Source organism: Yersinia massiliensis CCUG 53443, from assembly GCF_000312485.1.
Lineage (GTDB): Bacteria > Pseudomonadota > Gammaproteobacteria > Enterobacterales > Enterobacteriaceae > Yersinia > Yersinia massiliensis.
Genome location: NZ_HE997644.1, coordinates 1 through 20,742 on the forward strand (window position 1 = coordinate 1; position 20,742 = coordinate 20,742).

Sequence of the window (20,742 nt, forward strand, 5' to 3'; positions counted from 1 at the left end):
AGTCAAGGTTCTATTTGCTTTCTTTCGAACTCAAACTGATTCTTTTCTCTTCCTAACCCGGCGAAGTCTATTTCGTTGTTCCCAGTCAGTGGAGGCGCATTATAGGGAGTTCCTGACAGGCTGCAACCCCTAATTTCAAAAAACTTTTCAACTGCTCATTAATACGACAAAAATCTCATTAATGGTGAGAAATAAAGCAAAAAGGGGCGATTTCTCGCCCCTTTTGGGATTGACCATTACTGTTTGGCAGTAATATGCCCATTCTCTACATCCAGAATCACAGGTACACCTGGTATCAACTTGCCAGAAAGTATCTGTTGTGACAGCGGGTTCTCGATTTCCTGCTGGATAGCACGTTTCAATGGCCGCGCACCATACACAGGGTCGAAACCAGCTTCGCCCAAGAACTCTAATGCAGGCTGAGTAATAGTGACTTGGTAGCCACGCTCCTCCAACCGTTTATACAGCCGCTCCAGTTGGATACTGGCGATAGCCGCCAAATGTGCTCGACCTAACGGATGGAATACAACAACCTCATCAATACGGTTAATGAATTCAGGACGGAAATGATGACTGACAACGTCCATCACCATATCTTTCATTTCAGTATAATTTCTTTCACCGAAACGTTCCTGAATCAAATCTGACCCTAGGTTAGACGTCATGATGACAACCGTATTGCGGAAGTCGACTGTTCTACCCTGCCCGTCAGTCAAACGCCCATCATCCAACACCTGCAAAAGTATGTTGAAAACATCTGGATGCGCTTTTTCCACTTCATCTAACAAAATCACAGAATAAGGGCGACGACGTACTGCTTCTGTCAGATACCCACCTTCTTCATAGCCAACATAGCCTGGAGGTGCACCCACCAGCCGAGAGACAGAGTGTTTCTCCATAAACTCGGACATATCAATACGCACCATGGCATCGTCGCTGTCGAACAAGAATGTGGCCAGCGCTTTACACAGTTCAGTTTTACCTACCCCAGTCGGCCCTAAGAATAAGAAGGAACCAATTGGGCGGTTCGGATCTGACAAACCAGCACGACTACGGCGGATAGCATTGGATACTGCTTCAACCGCTTCATCCTGCCCGATGACTCGCTTATGGAGATCTTGTTCCATACGCAGCAACTTATCCCGCTCACTTTCCAACATGCGAGACACAGGAATACCGGTCCAGCGCGCCAGAACATCCGCAATCTCCACCTCAGTGACGCGATTACGCAACAGCTTCATGGTTTTCCCTTCCAGCGCAGTTGCCGCTGCAAGCTGTTTTTCCAACTCAGGAATTTTACCGTACTGAAGCTCTGACATTTGCGCCAAATCACCGACACGACGCGCCTGTTCTAATGTGATTTTGGCTTGTTCTAGCTCTGTTTTGATATTCTGGGTCCCAGTGAGTGAAGCCTTTTCTGCTTTCCACTCTTCTTCTAACTCAGAATATTCACGCTCTTTCTGCTCTAATTCCGTATTGAGCATTTCCAGACGTTTTTTACTGGCATCATCGGACTCTTTCTTCAGCGCCTGCTGCTCCAGTTTCAACTGGATAATCCGGCGTTCTAATCTGTCCAAGGATTCTGGTTTTGAATCCATCTGCATGCGGATGCTAGAACCCGCTTCATCAATAAGGTCGATAGCTTTATCCGGCAACTGACGATCCGCAATATAGCGGTGTGACAATGTTGCCGCGGCAACAATTGCTGGGTCAGTGATCTGCACATGGTGATGCAGTTCATATCGCTCTTTCAACCCACGCAAAATAGCAATCGTGTCTTCTACACTAGGTTCTGCAACGTAAACTTTCTGGAAACGCCGCTCAAGCGCCGCATCCTTTTCTATATACTGACGATATTCGTCGAGTGTTGTTGCCCCCACGCAATGCAGTTCACCGCGCGCTAACGCAGGTTTGAGCATATTACCGGCATCCATTGCCCCGTCACCTTTCCCAGCGCCGACCATGGTATGCAACTCATCAATGAACAAGATGACGCTGCCTTCTTGTTTCGATAAATCGTTCAGCACACCTTTCAAACGCTCTTCAAATTCACCACGATATTTCGCACCGGCGATCAGTGCGCCCATATCCAGGGAAAGGACACGTTTATGTTTCAAGCCTTCAGGCACTTCACCATTAACGATACGTTGCGCCAGACCTTCAACGATAGCCGTTTTACCAACACCGGGCTCACCGATGAGTACGGGGTTATTTTTGGTACGGCGCTGTAGGACTTGAATAGTACGACGAATTTCTTCATCACGCCCAATGACCGGATCGAGCTTGCCTTGCTCCGCACGCTCAGTTAGGTCGATAGTGAATTTTTTCAATGCCTGACGCTGATCTTCAGCCCCTTGGTCATCGACTTTGTCACCACCACGCATATTTTCAATTGCCTTATCTATATTATTAGTTGTTGCCCCCGCAGCCTTTAACATATCAGTTAAAGTGCCACGATCTTCCAGCACTGCCAGAACAAACAGCTCTGAAGAGATAAATTTATCTGCGCGTTTTTGCGCTAATTTGTCACAAAGGTTGAGTACTCGTACCAGCTCGTTTGATGGTTGAACATCACCGCCGGTCCCCTCAACTTGTGGAAGACGACCTAAGGCTTGCTCAATATCGCTACGTAAATTAGCAACATTAATCCCCGCCGAGGCCAGTAATGGGCGAACCGTACCCCCATCCTGATTGAGCAATGCGCTCATCAAATGTAATGGTTCAATGAATTGATTATCGCGCCCAAGCGCTAAAGACTGTGCATCGGCGAGGGCAAGCTGGAATTTACTGGTAAGACGATCCAGACGCATAACACCTCCAATATTGGTCAAAATTGCTACTGGAGATTAGATGAGGTCATACCTCAAATTTTCAAGGTTATTCTGACACTATATTTAAAGTAATTCGTTATGCGCCTGCGGATCGTCCTAATTCAGTAGGTTATATCAGCCAGACTAAACTTGCCATACGTCCAGTCATCCCATCGCGCCGATAAGAGAAAAATTGCTGTTTTTCAGTCACGGTACAGTGATCACCACCATAAATAGCATGGACACCCGCAGCCTGTAGGCGCATGCGAGCCAATGAATAGATATCCGCAAGATATTTGGAACCAGAGGGAATAAAAGCTGAAGCGGCTTGAGTATCGATATCACTAAATGCTTGTTTTACGTCTTCACCCACTTCGAACTGTTGTGGGCCAATAGCTGGGCCTAACCAGGCCATAATAGAAGCAGGTGCGGCATTAAACTGCGCAAGCGTCTGTTCAAGGACGCCAGCACATAGACCACGCCACCCCGCATGGGCAGCCGCAACTTCATCACCCTTTACAGAGCAAAATAGCACCGGCAGACAATCGGCTGTCATGACGGCACATACTTGCCCAGCGACACGGCTATAAACCGCATCAGCCTGTACATTAGGGGTAACTTCGCCGTCTAGATGCAAGACACTAGTGCCATGTACCTGCTCTAGCCACACGGGCATTTGCGGCAAGCCCGCCAGCGTAACTAAACGCTGGCGATTGGCGATGACACTTGCAGTGACATCGCCCACATGAGTGCCGAGATTTAATGAATCATAAGGCGGGGTGCTGATACCACCATGACGTGTCGTGCTACATGCCTTCACGCCTGCAGGCACCGGCCAATTGGGAAGTATCAGCTCGTTCATTACCAATCCATTTGATCTTTAAATTCCAGGGTATCGGCTTTCAGCGCGTTAATCAGCTCAACCATATCGTCTGGTAATGCAGCATGCCATTCCATTTGAATGCCACTGATTGGATGATACAAACGCAGCATGGTTGCATGCAGAGCTTGGCGATCAAAACCGCGTAAAATCGCGATAAAGTCGTCAGAAGCCCCTCTTGGCGGACGAGGGCGGCCACCGTATAGCTGATCACCGACTAGCGGATGGTTTATATGGGACATATGAACGCGAATCTGGTGCGTACGGCCCGTTTCTAAGCGCAGGCGTAAACGGGTATGGGCACGGAAATGCTCCATGATGCGATAATGGGTCGTCGCTGGCTTCCCCATTGGATGCACAGCCATATGAGTTCGTTTGGTGGAGTGACGTGAAATAGGCTCGTCAACTCGCCCGCCTGCTGTCATATTACCGATAGCCACAGCTTCATATTCACGCGTGATTTCGCGTGCTTGCAACGCTTCAACCAAACGAGTTTGCGCAGGAACTGTTTTCGCTACCACCATCAAGCCAGTCGTATCTTTATCCAGACGATGTACGATACCCGCCCGAGGGACATCAACGATTTCTGGGTAATAATAGAGCAACGCATTCAAGACAGTTCCATCCGGATTACCTGCACCAGGATGAACCACTAAACCGCGGGGTTTATTAATCACCAAAATATCGCTATCTTCATAGACAATATCCAGTGGGATTTCTTGGGGCGCCCAGCGGGCATCTTCCTCAATTTGCGCGTCAATTGCGACGAGCTCACCACCCAACACTTTTTCTTTAGGCTTGTTAATTGTTTTACCGTCGACTGTGACCTTGTTTTCCAAAATCCACTCTTTTATGCGAGATCTTGAATAATCAGGGAACAATTCGGCCAAAGCCTGATCTAACCGTTGACCGAGTTGTGATTCGGCCACCGTTGCGCTGAGTTGTACTTGTTGTGCCATATGCAGCTTCTTGTTCGTTAACGTTGGGTTTTGACGGCGATGCCGTTTAATATAATGTGCTATTGTAACTAGATCTTTGTCGGGAGCTTAACGGACAGTCTCCCGGAATAACACTTCGAGGATAATCAAAACGTCATGACGCGTATGAAATATCTGGTGGCTGCCGCCACGTTGAGCCTGGTGCTGACCGGTTGCTCCAGTAACAAGGATGTGGTTCCCGATAACCCACCTTCTGAGCTCTATGCTACCGCTCAGCAAAAACTGCAGGACGGTAACTTTAAGGGAGCCATTACGCAACTAGAAGCGTTAGATAACCGCTATCCTTTCGGGCCTTACTCCCAACAGGTTCAGCTTGATTTAATTTATGCTTATTATAAATCTGCTGATCTGCCGTTGGCTCAAGCCTCAATTGATCGCTTTATGCGCCTGAATCCCACACATCCTAACATCGATTACGTATTATATATGCGTGGTTTGACTGACATGGCTCTGGATGACAGCGCATTACAAGGCTTCTTCGGGATTGACCGTTCAGATCGCGATCCACAACATGCTAAAGCCGCATTCCGCGATTTTAACCAGTTGATTCAAAGCTATCCGAACAGTCAGTACGCAACCGATGCGCAAAAACGCTTGGTGTTCCTGAAAAATCGTCTGGCCAAGCATGAACTGGCCGTGGCGCAATATTACACTAAACGAGGCGCTTACGTCGCGGTAGTTAATCGCGTAGAGCAAATGTTGAGAGATTATCCTGATACTCAAGCAACACGTGATGCGTTGCCATTGATGGAAAATGCTTATAAGCAGCTACAGCTCAATGCTGAAGCCGACAAAGTGGCCAAGATAATTGCAGCGAACCCAGCTTGATATTATCTAGATCACAACTTATCTAAATCACAAACCATTTGAATGACTTATGATTTGGATAGTTAAAATACCAAACGGCAGCCTAGGCTGCCGTTTTCAATTTGAGCTATTGCGAGTAGAAGATAAGGGGATGGGAGACATCAAACGGATACACTGACACCATAGCCAAAACAGAAAAATAGCGTCTTTTTTATCTATATTCAGGCAATATAACTTATCGATAATGCGACATTGTAATCAATGATTCAAGCCCCTCCCCCCTATTTCTGACGCTAACTCACAGTTCCCATGACCTTTGCAAAAAGTGACAAAAAAAAGTGACCTTGATCATACATTTTAGGAAAAAGCGGGGTATGCTGAAGTTATCCAAGACGGAGTAGACAGAGAGGTAAGCCATATGACAGTCAACATTACCAGTAAGCAAATGGATATCACCCCAGCAATTCGTAAACATGTTGAAGACCGTCTCACCAAACTGGATAAATGGCAGGCCCAGTTGATAAACCCGCATATTGTACTGTCCAAAGATCCACAGGGATTTGTTGCCGATGCAACTATCAGTACACCGATGGGCCCCTTGGTTGCCAGTGCCAAGCATGATGATATGTATGCTGCAATTAACGAACTGATCACTAAACTAGAACGTCAATTAAATAAAGTTCAACACAAAGGTGAAGCTCGTCGCGCGGCAAACAGTGTTAAAGAGACTAATCTGGCGTCAGTCGATGCAGAGGAAGAAGAATCGGAACAAGAGCAATAGTCCAGCCATTCCATCTTATTTCGGATCTAACGCGCTTTCGGGCGCGTTTTTTATTGACAGCAATTCAGGCTCGCGGTTAGTTTAGAGGTAAAGTATTAACTACCCATATCAAAACAGGTCGCCAATAACGATGATCAATAAAGTGTTTTTCTTCGCATTCTTTTTTACCTTCCCCTGATTGGGAGGCGTTTCGTCGTGTGATAAAGAATGCGAAGACGAACAACAAAGCCTCCCAAAACGGGGGGCTTTTTTTATACCGATTTTGCAAATAACTTTCAGGATGATAGAAGGCAAACCCTATGAGCGATAATCCGTTACTGGTGCTACGTGAACGCATCAGCGCACTCGATTTAAAATTGCTGGCATTGCTGGCTGAACGGCGCGAATTGGCCGTAGATGTTGCTAAAGCGAAGCAACTTCATCATCGTCCGATTCGTGATAAAGAGCGTGAACGTGACTTGCTAGAGGCGCTGGTAAAGGCAGCAAAACCATATGATCTAGATGGATTCTATGTCACACGCTTGTTCCAACTGATTATTGAAGACTCTGTTTTGACTCAGCAGGCATTGTTGCAACATCAACTTAATCAAACCACACTGCATTCTGCCCGCATCGCTTTTCTTGGCCCAAAAGGCTCTTATTCCCATCTAGCGGCTCGCCAGTATGCAGCACGGCATTTCGAGCAGTTGATTGAGTGCGGTTGCCATAAATTCCAAGATATTTTTACCCACGTTGAGACTGGGCAAGCTGATTACGCTGTTTTGCCGATAGAGAACACCAGTTCCGGTTCGATTAATGACGTATATGATTTACTGCAACACACTAGCCTGTCCATCGTCGGTGAAATCACTATTCCTATTGACCACTGCGTACTGGTAGCAACCGATACCGACCTAGACAAAATCGAAACTGTTTACAGTCATCCACAACCCTTCCAGCAATGTAGCCAATTTATCAATCGCTTCCCTCATTGGAAAATTGAGTATTGCGAGAGCAGTGCAGCAGCGATGGAAAAGGTGGCACAACTGAATTCACCGACAGCGGCGGCATTGGGTAGTGAGGCTGGCGGAGCACTTTATGACTTGCAAGTACTGGAACATAATCTGGCAAATCAGCAACAAAACATCACCCGCTTCATTGTTCTTGCTCGTAAATCCATTGATGTCTCTGAGCAGATCCCAGCCAAAACCACCTTAATTATGGCCACAGGACAGCAGTCAGGTGCATTGGTTGAAGCGCTATTGGTGCTGAGGGACCATGGCATCATTATGACGAAATTGGAGTCTCGGCCAATCAATGGCAATCCGTGGGAAGAGATGTTTTATATCGATGTGCAGGCTAATTTACGTTCCGACGCCATGCAAAAAGCATTGGCTAATCTGACGCCTATGACTCGCTCACTAAAAGTATTAGGCTGCTACCCAAGCGAAAACGTCGTACCGGTTAATCCAAACTAAAACGCAATAAGTCATCCCAACATCATTGGGATGACTTATTTAGCACACCTGAAAAATAACTGATTATCGACTACTGACGGTTATCGTTCGCTTGACGTAGCAATGAACGGCTCTCGACTAAGAAGCTTTCTGCATAGTCACCAAACCAGTGTTCGACTTTTTGGAAGCTTTTGACAAAGGCTTTTTTATCGCTTTGTTCCAGCAAGGTAATTGCTTCACCAAAGCGCTTATAGTAACGCTTAATCAACGCCAAATTATCTTCTGACGACATGATAATGTCGGCATAAAGCTGCGGATCCTGCGCAAACAACCGCCCTACCATCGCCAGCTCCAAACGATAGATTGGTGAAGACAGAGCCAGCAACTGCTCTAACTGCACGTTTTCTTCTGCCAGATGCAGACCATATGCAAAGGTCGCAAAGTGGCGCAACGCCTGAATAAATGCCATGTTCTGGTCATGTTCGACGGCACTAATGCGGTGTAATCTCGCACCCCAGACCTGCAATTGCTCCAGCAACCATTGATAAGCTTGTGGATCACGACCATCGCAATAGACCACGACTTGCTTCGCCAGACTGCCAACATCAGGGCCAAACATCGGATGCAAACCCACAACAGGCCCATCATGGGCCGCCAACATGGCTTGCAGTGGCTTATTTTTCACGGAAGCCAGATCCAACAAAATACAATCTGATGGCAATTTAGGTAATCGTCTAATCACTTCTTCAGTGGTATGAATGGGCACACTGACAATCACCATCCCGGCATCTGCCAGAATGGACTCAGCCTGTGGCCAATCTTGCTGTTCCAGCGTCTTCACCTGATAGCCTGACAGATTCAGCATCCGTGCGAACAAGCGCCCCATCTGCCCTTGCCCACCAATAATGACCACAGGCCGCAAATTAGGGCATAAGGTTTTAAAACCTTTATCATTTTCGCTGGTATAAGACTCTCGCATTATCCGACGCAATACGTCTTCAATCAAATCAGGTGGTACACCTAAAGCCTCTGCTTCCTGTCGACGTGAGGTCAGCATTGCTGCCTCACGGTCTGGCACATATATAGGCAAGCCATAACGGCTCTTAACTTCACCGACTTCAGCCACCAAATGCAGGCGCTTAGCCAGCAAATCCAGCAGTGCTTTATCCACTTCATCAATTTGATCGCGCAAAGCGGTCAGTTCAGCCACCATACTTACTTTTCCTCTACAGTCCGGGCCGCCAGCGCTGAACGTAATTCCTGGTGCATGCCCCGTAACAGCGTTTCGGTGCTTTCCCAGTTAATACAAGCATCGGTCACTGAAACACCGTAGTGCATCGCAGCACGAGGTTGCTCAGAAGATTGATTACCTTCATGGATGTTACTTTCCAGCATCACACCCGTGATAGAACGATTGCCCGCTTTGATCTGCTCAACAACAGATTCAGCGACCGCAACCTGGCGGCGATAGTCTTTATTCGAATTACCATGGCTGCAATCTATCATTAAGGATGGAATGAGTCCCGCATCCTGCATCTGTTTTTCACACTGAGCGACATCTTGCGCACTGTAGTTAGGTGTTTTGCCGCCACGTAAAATGACATGTCCGTGCGGGTTGCCCTGAGTTTGCAATAGGCAAACCTGCCCTGATTGGTTAATCCCCATAAAGCGATGTGGCATAGCTGCTGCACGCATTGCATTGATTGCTGTGCCTAAGCTACCGTCAGTCCCGTTTTTAAAACCAACAGGCATGGACAAACCTGAAGCCATTTCACGGTGGGTTTGTGACTCAGTAGTACGGGCACCAATTGCAGACCAACTGAACAAGTCACCTAAGTATTGCGGGCTATTCGGGTCCAATGCCTCAGTTGCCAATGGTAGCCCCATTCCCACTAAATCAAGCAATAACCGGCGAGCGATATGTAACCCAGCTTCTACATCGAAAGAACCATCCATAGCAGGATCGTTAATTAACCCTTTCCAGCCGACTGTCGTTCTTGGTTTTTCGAAATAAACGCGCATGACGATATACAGACTATCACTCAATTCGGCAGAGAGTTTTTTCAAGCTACGCGCATAATCCAAAGCAGCATCCACATCGTGGATCGAACACGGGCCACACACGACTAATAAGCGTGGATCTTTACCCTGAACAATATCAGCAATGGTTTTGCGGGCGTTGGCAATCGCATACTGATCATCGTCGCTCAAAGGGAACTGATTTTTCAGTTCTTCCGGAGTTATCAGTATTTGTTCGGCACTGATATGGACATTATTGAGCGCATCTTTTTGCATGATCATATTCTTTACCTGTCTCTGTTTAGCGGATGCTATTTTAGCGTGTATATCGGTTTAAGGTCACCACAATACCATGACGTGTAAAGTTTTCAATCCATATGTGTAAATAAATAATTACCACTCATTTTACAGACTCTTTTAACGAGACTTTTGCGGTGAGTCGCAGTTTCTGCAGATGGTCTCATTGTCCTTTTGACACCATGATAAGATGCGGGAAATTTGTGGAGGCTGTATGTTAAGAGTCATCATCGTCGACGATGAACAACCCGCGCGTGAAGATTTACACGAAAGACTAAATGAAGAACAAGATATTGAGATCGTCGCCGAATGTAGCAACGCATTAGAAGCTATCCCAGCCATCCAGCGCTTACAGCCTGACGTCGTGTTTCTCGACATCCAAATGCCTAGAATTAATGGTTTGGAACTGGCCTCAATGTTGAATCCTGAAAGTATGCCCCACATCGTTTTCGTGACCGCTTATGATGAATATGCTATCCGCGCTTTCGAAGAGCATGCTTTTGACTATCTGCTAAAACCACTCGATCATCAACGGCTAGCAAAAACGTTGAATCGTTTGAGACGCGGCATAAGTGTAAATAATAATTTACACAAAATCACCGAGCCCATGCTTCGACATATTCCCTGCTCTGGGCATAACCGTATTTTTTTGCTGAAGATTGAAGAAGTAGAATATCTCAGCTCTGAGCTTAGTGGGGTACATGTTGTTGGGACGATACAATCAGGCTATACCCAGCTATCACTGAAAACGTTGGAAGAGAAAACCCCGTTTATCCGCTGTCATCGGCAATATATGGTCAATACCGAGCAATTGGGGGAAATTCAACTTATGGACAATGGCGCTGCCGAAGTCATTACCCGCAGCGGTAGACACATTCCTGTCAGCCGCCGCTACTTGAAATCCCTGAAGGAAAAATTAGGGATTAGCTGAATAACTTTCTACACTCAAAAAAACTCACTACACCCAAAAAAACTCAATCCTGCTTCATGAGTCTCTTAATTGATCATCACATCGGCCTGTCTAGGGAAGAAGGCTGAAATAGAGCGTCATCAATTTAGATAAGATGAATGAGTGGTGCATAAAAGTGAGAACAGAGAAAGTAAAGTCAGTAGGCGTTATCAGATAATTATTTCATTCATTAATTTAAAACAATATTAATACATTATTTTCACAACCCATCTTTATATTCTAATCCACACAATTAGTGCCACTTTAATTAATTAGAAAAGTCTGGTCTGACATAAAAATAGAGGCAGGTCGCAGATTTAATTAATTACATAACTAAACAATACTCCCTTGATATTAACCAAGTTTTAATCAATGCGATCTGTGCTCTGATAGAGAAAATGAAGTAAGAGCCTTACTCATTGCTTAAAACCAGTGAATACACAACCGAATTCTATTCATGTTGGAAGCAAGGTAATATTATGATAACACTACAATTTATAATTATAATTCTATGCTTATTAGTGGGTACACGCTATGGCGGTATGGGATTGGGGTTAATAAGCGGCATCGGCTTATTTATTCTAACCTTTATTTTCGGCCTCGAACCCGGTAAACCTCCTGTTGATGTGATGCTGACAATATTAGCTGTCATTGGCTGTGCGTCTGTATTACAAACTGCGGGTGGATTAAATGTCATGATGCAATTTGCTGAGCGATTATTACGTCGTCATCCTCAGCATATTACGCTGTTAGCTCCATTCACAACGTGGTCATTAACCTTCTTATGCGGAACAGGGCATGTTGTTTATACCATGTTCCCTATTATTTCAGATATTGCTATTAAGAAAGGTATTCGGCCAGAGCGACCAATGGCTGTAGCCTCTGTTGCGTCACAAATGGCCATTACGGCTTCTCCCGTTTCGGTCGCAGTGGTGTCATTGGTATCAATTATAGGTGCCAATCACGGTATCGGTCATGCGTATAGCATTTTGGAGATTCTGGCAGTATCAGTCCCTGCTTCATTAGTCGGTGTATTGATGGCGGCACTGTGGAGCTTACGCCGCGGTAAAGATCTGGATAAAGACCCCGATTTTCAAGAGAAAATCAAAGATCCAGAGCAACGCGCCTTTATTTACGGTTCCACAGATACACTTTTAAACCAAGTTTTTCCGAAGCAAGCTTATTGGTCTACTTGGATATTCTTCGTCGCGATTGCCATCGTGGTGATGCTAGGTGCCTTTGCTGACCTACGTCCTGCCTTTGAAGTGAAAGGTAAGATGCAAGCACTGTCGATGAATCTAGTTATTCAGATGATGATGCTGATTGCCGGTGCAGTGATTCTTATTGGTTGTAAAGTAAAACCTAGCGATATTTCTAACGGTGCAGTGTTCAAAGCCGGCATGGTTGCCATCTTCTCAGTATTCGGTGTTGCCTGGATGAGTGATACCTTCTTCCAAGCTCATATGGGAGATTTGAAGGTAGTATTGGAAGATGTGGTAAAAAGCCAACCATGGACCTACGCCATTGTTCTCTTCCTCGTTTCCAAACTCGTGAATAGCCAAGCAGCAGCGCTAGCAGCAATTGCACCAATGGGCTTGCAACTCGGTGTGGAACCTAAAATGCTGATCGCATTCTTCCCTGCCGCATACGGGTACTTTGTACTTCCAACCTACCCAAGTGATCTGGCTTGTATCGGTTTTGACCGCTCCGGTACGACTAAAATTGGTAAGTTCATTATTAACCATAGCTTTATCATTCCAGGGCTTATCGGTGTTATCTGCTCTTGTATCACCGGTTACTTGTTAGTCACGACTTTTATGTAATCTAGACTTAACGTTTTTACTGATGATGTGCAAAGAGACCAGTTAATATTCCTGGTCTCTTTATTTATATGGTAGAAAAATCCCAATCAGCAGAAGCGCTATTTTTTTGCGTCAATTTTTATAGTGTCAATACGCCCATTCAAAACTCTACATTGTACTTTTGACTAAATTTTAAGAATGAACTCGTCATTAAAACCACCTTATTATAATTAATTATTCAATCTGAAATATCTTCTGAATAAGTTGGATCACAACTGCTACAATGCGGGCCGCATCACAAACATCATTTTTTTCACCATGGACTTATTATGTTTTCTTCGCGTCATACCAGGGCGTTGCCGTTCCATATCAGCACACTCGCTTTATCTCTCGTCAGCCTTTCTGTACTTGCTGACGCTACTGTCTTCACTGCCTTAGACGATCCAGCTACAGCCAAAAAGAGCTTCGATGGGACGGTTGAGGCAGGTTATACCGCTCAGTCAGGAAATACGACTAACTCAACCCTGACCGCTAACTCAACATTAACGTGGTTCCAGCCCAATACGGCCTATAGCTTATGGGGAGCAGCACGTAACACCAGTGCGAATGATCAGCGTTCCTCAGAACGTTATCAGCTAGGTGCACGTACTCGTTATAATCTGACTGATAGCAATTATTTGTTTGGCCAAGCGAGTTGGTTAAATGATCGTTATAACGGTTTTGATTCCCGCTCTGTATTAACCACAGGTTATGGTCGCCAGATTATGACCACCCCACTGCATAACCTGCGGGTGGAATTTGGTCCGGGTGTTCGCCATGATGAATTTTACGAAGGTGGACGTGCGACTAAAGCATTGGCTTATGGCGGTGCAAACTATACTTATCAGTTAACGGATAACACGGTATTCAGTGAAGGGGTTTCAGCATTAGCGAACGAAGAAACGACGCTAAACTCAGAGACTGCGTTGAATGTCGCCATCAATAAAAGCTTCGCGCTGCGCTTAGCTTATATCGTGACCTACAACACCAAACCCCCTGCCAGTGCGCCAAAAAATACTGACACCACAACGTCTGTCACATTGGTCTACGGCCTGTAATTAGCTCAAAAAACTATATTACTCAAAACCCATATTACTCAAAATCTATTTTAGCGTGGTGTTATGCCACGCTAGTTCCCTCTCGTTTCTTCCCTATTCCCACAACTATTTTTTGCGCGAGCACACTCGCCGCTTTGTACCAAAACGTCAATAAAAAAGGGGTTAGCATATGGCTAACCCCTTTATCACTATTAACTTTTGGATGAAGCCTGAGCTATACCTTAGTTAACGCGGTTAAGACGCTCTTTGATACGAGCAGACTTACCAGTACGCTCACGCAGATAGTACAGTTTCGCTTGACGAACGGCACCACGACGTTTCACAGTAATGCTGTCGATTACTGGGGAGTGAGTTTGGAATACACGCTCAACACCTTCGCCGTTGGAAATTTTACGAACGGTGAACGCAGAATGCAGACCGCGGTTACGAATAGCGATAACCACGCCCTCGAATGCCTGCAGACGCTTTTTAGCACCTTCAACAACCCATACCTTAACTTCCACGGAATCACCCGGACGGAACGCAGGTACGTCCTGTTTCATCTGCTCTTGTTCGATTTGCTTGATAATATTGCTCATAATAAGTCTCTTACCCTAGGTAAACTGATATATCAGGAAAATTGGCACTGAGTGCAATGTTCCTTTCATAGTTCTGTTGCTCAGGGCTTATGTTCCCGTTGGAACTCAGCCAGCAACACCATTTGCTCGTCAGTCAGAGCTAGGCTTTCTAGAAGTTCAGGTCTTCTAAGCCAGGTACGGCCCAGCGACTGCTTTAAGCGCCAGCGACGAATCTCGGCATGGTTGCCCGACAGTAATACTGGCGGCACTTCCATTCCTTCTAACACCTCAGGCCGAGTGTAGTGCGGGCAATCCAGCAATCCATCAGAAAAAGAATCTTCCTCTGCTGAGGCTTGATGACCCAGAACGCCCGGAATAAATCGGGAGACTGAATCGATCAACGTCATTGCTGGTAGCTCACCACCGCTGAGAACGTAATCACCGATTGACCACTCTTCATCAATTTCGGTTTTGATTACGCGCTCATCCACTCCTTCGTACCGGCCACAAACCAGAATCATTTTCGGGTTCATCGCCAGTTCGCAAACGCCCTGTTGGTCCAGTTTGCGCCCTTGAGGTGACAGATAAATCACCTTTGCTCCCTCGCCTGCCGCTGCTTTTGCTGCATGAATGGCTTCCCTTAGCGGTTGCACCATCATCAACATTCCCGGGCCACCACCATAAGGGCGGTCATCCACGGTACGATGCCGATCGTAGGTGAAGTCACGCGGACTCCAACACTGTACGCTCAGCAGGCCATTTTTTACTGCCCGGCCAGTCACCCCGTAATCGGTTATTGCGCGGAACATCTCTGGAAATAGGCTAATAACACCGATCCACATTGTTTTGTTCCACTCATCTTTGCCGTTTAATTCGGAGGTCAAAAACCAGGATCCCAATCTACTTCAACACGTTGAGCAGTGAGATCGACATTCTTGATAACCTGCCCATGAAGAAACGGGACCAACCGCTCCTTCATACCGAATGCATCTTTCAGGTTTGCCTTCACGACCATCACATCGTTAGAACCGGTTTCCATCATATCGATGATTTTCCCCAGTTCGTAACCTGCGGTTGTTACTACCTGACAGCCCATAAGGTCTTTCCAGTAGTAATCATCCCCATCTAATGCGGGCAGTTGTTTTGAATCTACGATAATTTCGCAATTAGTCAGTAGATTCGCGGCATCACGATCATCAACACCTTTAACTTTGATGATCAGATCCTGGCTGTGGCGCTTCCAGTCTTCCAACTCGACATGCTGCCACTTACCGGCCTGCTGGATAAACCACGGCTGGTAATCGAAAATGCTTTCGGCGTTCTCGGTGGATGAAAATACTCTGAGCCAACCGCGAATGCCGTAAGTCGAACCCATTTTACCGAGTACAATCGGCTCATCGGGAACCACTGGATTGAGTTGCTTGCTCATAATAACCACCACCGCGACAGATTAAGCTGCTTTCTTAGCGTCTTTGATCAGCGCAGATACGCGATCAGAAACGGTAGCACCCAGGCCGACCCAATGTTCGATACGGTCCAGGTCTAAACGCAGAGCTTCAGCCTGACCAGATGCGATCGGGTTAAAGAAGCCTACACGTTCGATAAAACGACCGTCACGAGCATTACGGCTGTCGGTCACTACTACTTGATAGAACGGACGCTTTTTAGCGCCGCCACGAGCCAAACGAATTGTTACCATAACATCCTCTTTAGTTAATAAAACAACTGGACCCCATCGGGGAACGGGGTCCAGTTGCAATATAAAAAGCCCGAAAATTTTACTCATTTTGGCGCAAAAAGCAATCTAAAGCGTAGATTCCTGCGCGCTAGTTTTGTAATGAGTACTATTTTCTTCGTTTACCGCTGTTTTCAGCGGGAAATCTTTACTCATGTCACTCTGGTGGACCCACAGAGTGACATAACGCTTAGCGGCCTGGGAAGCCCGGTGGCATCATACCTTTCATGCCACGCATCATCTTGGCCAACCCGCCATTTTTCATTTTCTTCATCATGCGCTGCATTTCATCGAATTGCTTAAGCAGGCGGTTCACGTCCTGCACCTGCACCCCCGACCCCGTGGCAATACGGCGCTTACGTGAACCCTTGATGATTTCTGGCTTAGCGCGCTCTTTCAGCGTCATCGAATTGATGATGGCCTCCATGCGCACGGTCACTTTGTCATCCATTTGTGATTTTACGTTATCTGGCAACTGACCTGCGCCCGGCATTTTACTTAACATACTAGCCATACCGCCCATGTTACGCATTTGCTTGAGTTGGTCGAGGAAGTCATTGAGATCGAAGCCGTCGCCTTTCTTAAGCTTGGTCGCCAGTTTTTCCGCCTGAGCGCGGTCAACTTTGCTTTCAATATCTTCAATCAGGGAGATAACATCGCCCATCCCCAGAATACGGGAAGCCACGCGATCAGGGTGAAACGCCTCTAACGCTTCAGTTTTCTCACCGACGCCAAGGAATTTAATCGGCTTGCCGGTAATATGACGAATGGATAAAGCAGCACCACCACGGGCATCACCATCAACTTTGGTCAGTACCACACCAGTGAGGGGCAATGCTTCATTGAAAGCTTTTGCCGTATTGGCAGCATCTTGACCAGTCATGGCATCGACGACAAACAAGGTTTCAACCGGATTAATCGCGGCATGAACTTGTTTGATTTCGTCCATCATCGCTTCATCGACGTGTAAACGGCCGGCGGTATCGACAATCAGGACATCATAGAACTTAAGCTTCGCTTGCTGGAGAGCACGATTAACAATTTCAATCGGCTTTTCTTTTACATCAGACGGGAAGAAATCAATGTCAACCTGTTGTGCCAAGGTTTCCAACTGTTTGATCGCCGCAGGGCGATAAACGTCGGCAGACACCACGAGTACTTTCTTCTTATGCTTTTCTTTCAGTAACTTACCGAGCTTGGCCACACTGGTGGTTTTACCCGCACCTTGCAGACCCGCCATTAACACCACTGCTGGCGGTTGCGCAGCCAGATTCAGTTCGTTATTGACCTCGCCCATCGCGGCAATAAGTTCATTTTTAACTATTTTGACGAATTCCTGCCCTGGCGTAAGGCTTTTATTCACCTCGTGACCAACAGCGCGCTCTTTTACCCGGTTGATAAAATCACGAACAACCGGTAGAGCAACGTCAGCTTCCAGTAACGCCATGCGCACTTCACGTAGCGTTTCTTTAATATTTTCTTCTGTCAGCCGGCCACGGCCGCTGATATTGCGCAATGTGCGCGACAATCGATCAGTTAAGTTCTCAAACATTGGCTCATACTCAACGTGGAAACAGGCCGCTCGGGCGACACAATGGGGGGATTATAACACGAAGCTTAAACGATCTCTGCCCTCTCGTCGGAGAACGGTTGGAGCGAGACGCGCTCAACGCTATACTGACAATATTATTCACTTAGCCGATGTTCATATAACGCTATGCCCGTGTTCTCTATTTTGGCTTTGATCGCTTATTCACTCAGTTTGGGCTTGATTGTCCCAAGTCTGGTGCAAAAAAACAGTGCTTACCGTCGGTTAGCACTGATTTCTGCTGTCGTCGCGTTAGTGTGCCACGCTATTGCACTGAAGCATCAGATATTTGATGTTGGTGGTGGTCAAAACCTCACTTTATTAAATATCGGCTCCATCGTCGGGTTGATGATCTGTTCAATCATGACCATCGTCGCCTCGCAGGGGCGGGGTTGGTTCCTGCTGCCAATTGTTTATAGCTTTGCCATGATCAATCTGGCGCTCGCCAGCTTACTGCCTGGTGAGTTTATTACCCACCTCGAAACGAGCCCAACAATATTTATCCATATTGGGCTGGCACTTTTTGCTTACGCAACACTGATCATTGCTGCACTTTACGCACTGCAATTGGCTTGGCTTGATTATCAGTTAAAAAATAAGAAAGTGACCTTTAATGGCGATATGCCACCATTAATGAGTATTGAGCGTAAAATGTTCCACATTACTCAGATTGGCGTCGTGTTGCTCACTTTAACGCTATGCACTGGCTTGCTTTACATGGACGACATATTCAGCAAAGAAAACGTTCATAAAGCGGTGTTATCGATCATGGCTTGGTTTGTCTATATTGTTTTATTGTGGGGCCATTACCATGAAGGCTGGCGTGGGCGTAGGGTGATTTGGTTTAGTTTTGCAGGTGCATTCCTCCTGACACTCGCTTATTTCGGCAGCCGCCTAGTTCAGGAAATCATGGTTCCTTAATTATTATCTTAACCCGTCTTTAATGACCCTGTTTGACCGGCAGGGTCCCTATCGTAATAAAGGAACACTGTGTTGGATCATGTTTCAACTAGCACGCTGATCATTATTCTTGTCGTCATGGTCGTGGTTTCGGCATATTTTTCTGCCTCCGAAACCGGCATGATGACCCTTAATCGTTATCGTCTGCGCCACTTGTCTAAGCAAGGTAACCGCGCCGCTCGCCGAGTTGAGAAACTACTGCGCCGTCCTGACCGCTTAATTAGCTTAGTGTTGATTGGTAATAATCTGGTCAATATTCTGGCCTCAGCACTGGCAACAATTGTCGGTATCCGATTATACGGAAATGCTGGGGTTGCCATCGCGACAGGGATATTGACCTTTGTGGTACTCATTTTCGCTGAAGTGATGCCAAAGACCATTGCAGCGCTTTATCCTGAACGCGTTGCGTTCCCCAGTAGCGTTCTGCTAGCCCCTCTCCAGAAAATCATGCTGCCACTGGTATGGTTGCTCAATACCATCACTCGTGGGCTGATGCGCTTGTGTGGCATACGTGGAAATGTGCACAGCAGTGATGCGGTCAGCAAAGATGAATTACGCAGCATCGTGAATGAATCCCAATCCCAAATCTCTCGCCGTAATCAAGATATGTTGATATCCGTACTTGATCTGGAAAAAGTCACAGTGGGTGACATTATGGTTCCCCGTAATGAAGTGGTTGGTATTGATATCAATGATGACTGGAAATCAATCATGCGTCAGCTCACCCACTCTCCCCATGGGCGTATCGTGTTATATCGTCAATCGTTAGATGATGCGATTGGCATGCTGCGAGTACGAGAAGCCTACCGGCTCATGACTGAAAAGAAAGAATTCAACAAAGAAAATCTGCTGCGCGCAGCGGATGAAATTTACTTTATTCCTGAAGGGACACCGTTGAATGTGCAATTGGTGAAGTTCCAACGGAATAAAGAGAAAGTCGGCATGATTGTCGATGAGTATGGCGATATTCAAGGGCTGGTTACCGTTGAAGATATTTTGGAAGAGATTGTCGGTGACTTCACGACATCAATGTCTCCGACACTTGCCGAAGAAGTTAACCCACAAAGTGATGGTTCAGTATTAATAGATGGTAGTGCCAGCGTACGGGAACTCAATAAAGCGTTTAACTGGGCATTGCCCATCGATGCTCGCACAATCAATGGCATGATATTGGAAGCACTGGAAGAGATTCCGCAGGTTGGCACTCAAGTGCGTATTGGCCGTTATTTAATTGATGTGTTGGATGTGCAAGAAAATATGATTAAGCGTGTCAGGGTCATACCAATTGCTCATCAGGAGCATTCGGACCTATAAACCGCTCGGAGTAAACGCGCAACACGCGGTTTTATAAATATAAAAAAGACGCTTTTCAGCGTCTTTTCACTTTGTTCAACTCACGATCCAACCCACATTGACTGAAGACTAGATATGCAATTCGGTCAGTTTTTCTTTCGGCAATGCCAACTCTTCGTTGTGATTAATACGGACACCACGGTCAATAATACCTTTGGCAATTTCCTGCGCTTCTTCCAACGAGTGCATATGATAAGTCCCGCACTGATATTCATTCAGTTCAGGGATCTTCCGTTGATCGGTTACTTTCAGCACATCGGCCATCGCCGCTTTCCAAGCATCAGCGACTCGTTGCTCATCCGGCGTACCAATCAGGCTCATATAAAAACCGGTGCGGCATCCCATCGGGGAGATATCGATAATCTCAACACCGTTACCATTAAGGTGGTTACGCATGAAACCAGCGAACAGATGTTCCAGCGTATGAATCCCACGCTCTGGCATGACTTCCTTGTTTGGCACACAGAAGCGTAAATCAAATACCGTTATCTCGTCGCCATGAGGGGTTTTCATCGTCTTAGCAACACGCACTGCCGGTGCTTTCATAATGGTATGATCTACGGTAAAGCTATCCAATAATGGCATTTAGTCACCTCCTCATAAAAAAAGTAATTTTTATTCGATCTTTTTTCGCAACCAGTGAAACTTTTTTCTATCCCTCGCGTCTTAATAG

At 46.3% G+C, this 20,742-nt stretch carries 19 protein-coding genes and 1 other annotated feature; of the genes, 8 read left to right on the forward strand and 11 right to left on the reverse strand.

Going from position 1 to position 20,742, the window contains the following annotated elements; translation table 11 throughout:
• Window positions 1-236: 236 nt before the first annotated feature.
• From clpB to rluD, 3 genes are all read right to left on the reverse strand, one after another.
• Window positions 237-2,810: an ATP-dependent chaperone ClpB gene (gene clpB, locus BN68_RS09090; RefSeq protein ID WP_019210863.1), complete on the reverse strand. Its 2,574-nt coding sequence runs from the start codon at window positions 2,808-2,810 to the stop codon at window positions 237-239.
• A 130-nt stretch (window positions 2,811-2,940) separates the two neighbouring features.
• Window positions 2,941-3,672, reverse strand: coding sequence for a purine nucleoside phosphorylase YfiH (gene yfiH, locus BN68_RS09095; RefSeq protein ID WP_019210864.1), 732 nt, complete (start codon window positions 3,670-3,672; stop codon window positions 2,941-2,943).
• Window positions 3,672-4,649 (reverse strand): 23S rRNA pseudouridine(1911/1915/1917) synthase RluD, encoded by a 978-nt coding sequence (gene rluD / locus BN68_RS09100; RefSeq protein WP_019210865.1) that lies wholly within the window; start codon window positions 4,647-4,649, stop codon window positions 3,672-3,674. Before rluD ends, yfiH begins: the two co-directional genes overlap by 1 nt.
• A 135-nt stretch (window positions 4,650-4,784) precedes the next feature.
• Between rluD and bamD the strand changes: the two genes are divergently transcribed.
• The 3 genes from bamD to pheA all read left to right on the forward strand — a co-directional run bounded on the left by bamD (window position 4,785) and on the right by pheA (window position 7,733).
• Complete coding sequence (gene bamD / locus BN68_RS09105) at window positions 4,785-5,516, forward strand: outer membrane protein assembly factor BamD (RefSeq protein WP_019210866.1); 732 nt, start codon at window positions 4,785-4,787, stop codon at window positions 5,514-5,516.
• A 397-nt stretch (window positions 5,517-5,913) separates the two neighbouring features.
• The gene (raiA, locus tag BN68_RS09110) at window positions 5,914-6,276 is read left to right on the forward strand and encodes a ribosome-associated translation inhibitor RaiA (RefSeq protein WP_019210867.1); all 363 of its coding nucleotides are present in this window, start codon (window positions 5,914-5,916) and stop codon (window positions 6,274-6,276) included.
• 129 nt (window positions 6,277-6,405) lie between these two features.
• Window positions 6,406-6,531 (forward strand) — a sequence feature (Phe leader region).
• A gap of 44 nt (window positions 6,532-6,575) precedes the next feature.
• Window positions 6,576-7,733, forward strand: coding sequence for a bifunctional chorismate mutase/prephenate dehydratase (gene pheA / locus BN68_RS09115; protein ID WP_019210868.1), 1,158 nt, complete (start codon window positions 6,576-6,578; stop codon window positions 7,731-7,733).
• Window positions 7,734-7,803: 70 nt separating this feature from the next.
• Here pheA and tyrA read toward each other — a convergent pair whose 3' ends face one another.
• Together tyrA and BN68_RS09125 are read right to left on the reverse strand one after the other, a co-directional pair.
• Window positions 7,804-8,925: a bifunctional chorismate mutase/prephenate dehydrogenase gene (tyrA, locus tag BN68_RS09120; protein ID WP_019210869.1), complete on the reverse strand. Its 1,122-nt coding sequence runs from the start codon at window positions 8,923-8,925 to the stop codon at window positions 7,804-7,806.
• Window positions 8,926-8,927: 2 nt separating this feature from the next.
• Window positions 8,928-10,007: a 3-deoxy-7-phosphoheptulonate synthase gene (locus BN68_RS09125; RefSeq protein WP_042806669.1), complete on the reverse strand. Its 1,080-nt coding sequence runs from the start codon at window positions 10,005-10,007 to the stop codon at window positions 8,928-8,930.
• Window positions 10,008-10,242: 235 nt separating this feature from the next.
• Here BN68_RS09125 and btsR point away from each other — a divergent pair, with 235 nt between their 5' ends.
• The 3 genes from btsR to BN68_RS09140 all read left to right on the forward strand — a co-directional run bounded on the left by btsR (window position 10,243) and on the right by BN68_RS09140 (window position 13,876).
• Complete coding sequence (gene btsR / locus BN68_RS09130) at window positions 10,243-10,959, forward strand: two-component system response regulator BtsR (RefSeq protein ID WP_019210871.1); 717 nt, start codon at window positions 10,243-10,245, stop codon at window positions 10,957-10,959.
• A 497-nt stretch (window positions 10,960-11,456) separates the two neighbouring features.
• The gene (locus BN68_RS09135) at window positions 11,457-12,800 is read left to right on the forward strand and encodes an anaerobic C4-dicarboxylate transporter (RefSeq protein ID WP_019210872.1); all 1,344 of its coding nucleotides are present in this window, start codon (window positions 11,457-11,459) and stop codon (window positions 12,798-12,800) included.
• Window positions 12,801-13,108: 308 nt separating this feature from the next.
• A complete protein-coding gene (locus tag BN68_RS09140) occupies window positions 13,109-13,876 on the forward strand; it encodes a DUF481 domain-containing protein (RefSeq protein ID WP_019210873.1) in 768 nt (255 codons plus the stop codon).
• A 221-nt stretch (window positions 13,877-14,097) separates the two neighbouring features.
• On the opposite strand, the gene rplS is transcribed toward BN68_RS09140, so the two are convergent.
• The 5 genes from rplS to ffh all read right to left on the reverse strand — a co-directional run bounded on the left by rplS (window position 14,098) and on the right by ffh (window position 17,720).
• On the reverse strand, window positions 14,098-14,454 hold the full coding sequence (gene rplS / locus BN68_RS09145) for a 50S ribosomal protein L19 (protein ID WP_019210875.1): 357 nt from the start codon (window positions 14,452-14,454) through the stop codon (window positions 14,098-14,100).
• Between the two features lie 80 nt (window positions 14,455-14,534).
• Window positions 14,535-15,275 carry a tRNA (guanosine(37)-N1)-methyltransferase TrmD gene (trmD, locus tag BN68_RS09150; protein ID WP_019210876.1) on the reverse strand — a complete coding sequence of 247 codons (741 nt, stop codon included), beginning with the start codon at window positions 15,273-15,275 and terminating at the stop codon, window positions 14,535-14,537.
• 38 nt (window positions 15,276-15,313) lie between these two features.
• Window positions 15,314-15,862, reverse strand: a complete 549-nt coding sequence (gene rimM / locus BN68_RS09155; RefSeq protein ID WP_019210877.1) for a ribosome maturation factor RimM — start codon at window positions 15,860-15,862, stop codon at window positions 15,314-15,316.
• Window positions 15,863-15,883: 21 nt separating this feature from the next.
• Window positions 15,884-16,132 (reverse strand): 30S ribosomal protein S16, encoded by a 249-nt coding sequence (gene rpsP, locus BN68_RS09160; protein WP_004712517.1) that lies wholly within the window; start codon window positions 16,130-16,132, stop codon window positions 15,884-15,886.
• Between the two features lie 226 nt (window positions 16,133-16,358).
• Complete coding sequence (gene ffh, locus BN68_RS09165; RefSeq protein ID WP_019210879.1) at window positions 16,359-17,720, reverse strand: signal recognition particle protein; 1,362 nt, start codon at window positions 17,718-17,720, stop codon at window positions 16,359-16,361.
• A 165-nt stretch (window positions 17,721-17,885) separates the two neighbouring features.
• On the opposite strand from ffh, the gene BN68_RS09170 reads away from it, so the two are divergent.
• Window positions 17,886-18,677, forward strand: a complete 792-nt coding sequence (locus BN68_RS09170; protein WP_019210880.1) for a cytochrome C assembly family protein — start codon at window positions 17,886-17,888, stop codon at window positions 18,675-18,677.
• 72 nt (window positions 18,678-18,749) lie between these two features.
• Complete coding sequence (locus BN68_RS09175; RefSeq protein WP_186375678.1) at window positions 18,750-20,030, forward strand: HlyC/CorC family transporter; 1,281 nt, start codon at window positions 18,750-18,752, stop codon at window positions 20,028-20,030.
• Between the two features lie 108 nt (window positions 20,031-20,138).
• Here the strand turns inward: BN68_RS09175 and luxS are convergent, their stop codons facing one another.
• Window positions 20,139-20,654: an S-ribosylhomocysteine lyase gene (gene luxS, locus BN68_RS09180; RefSeq protein WP_004877244.1), complete on the reverse strand. Its 516-nt coding sequence runs from the start codon at window positions 20,652-20,654 to the stop codon at window positions 20,139-20,141.
• Between the last annotated feature and the right edge of the window lie 88 nt (window positions 20,655-20,742).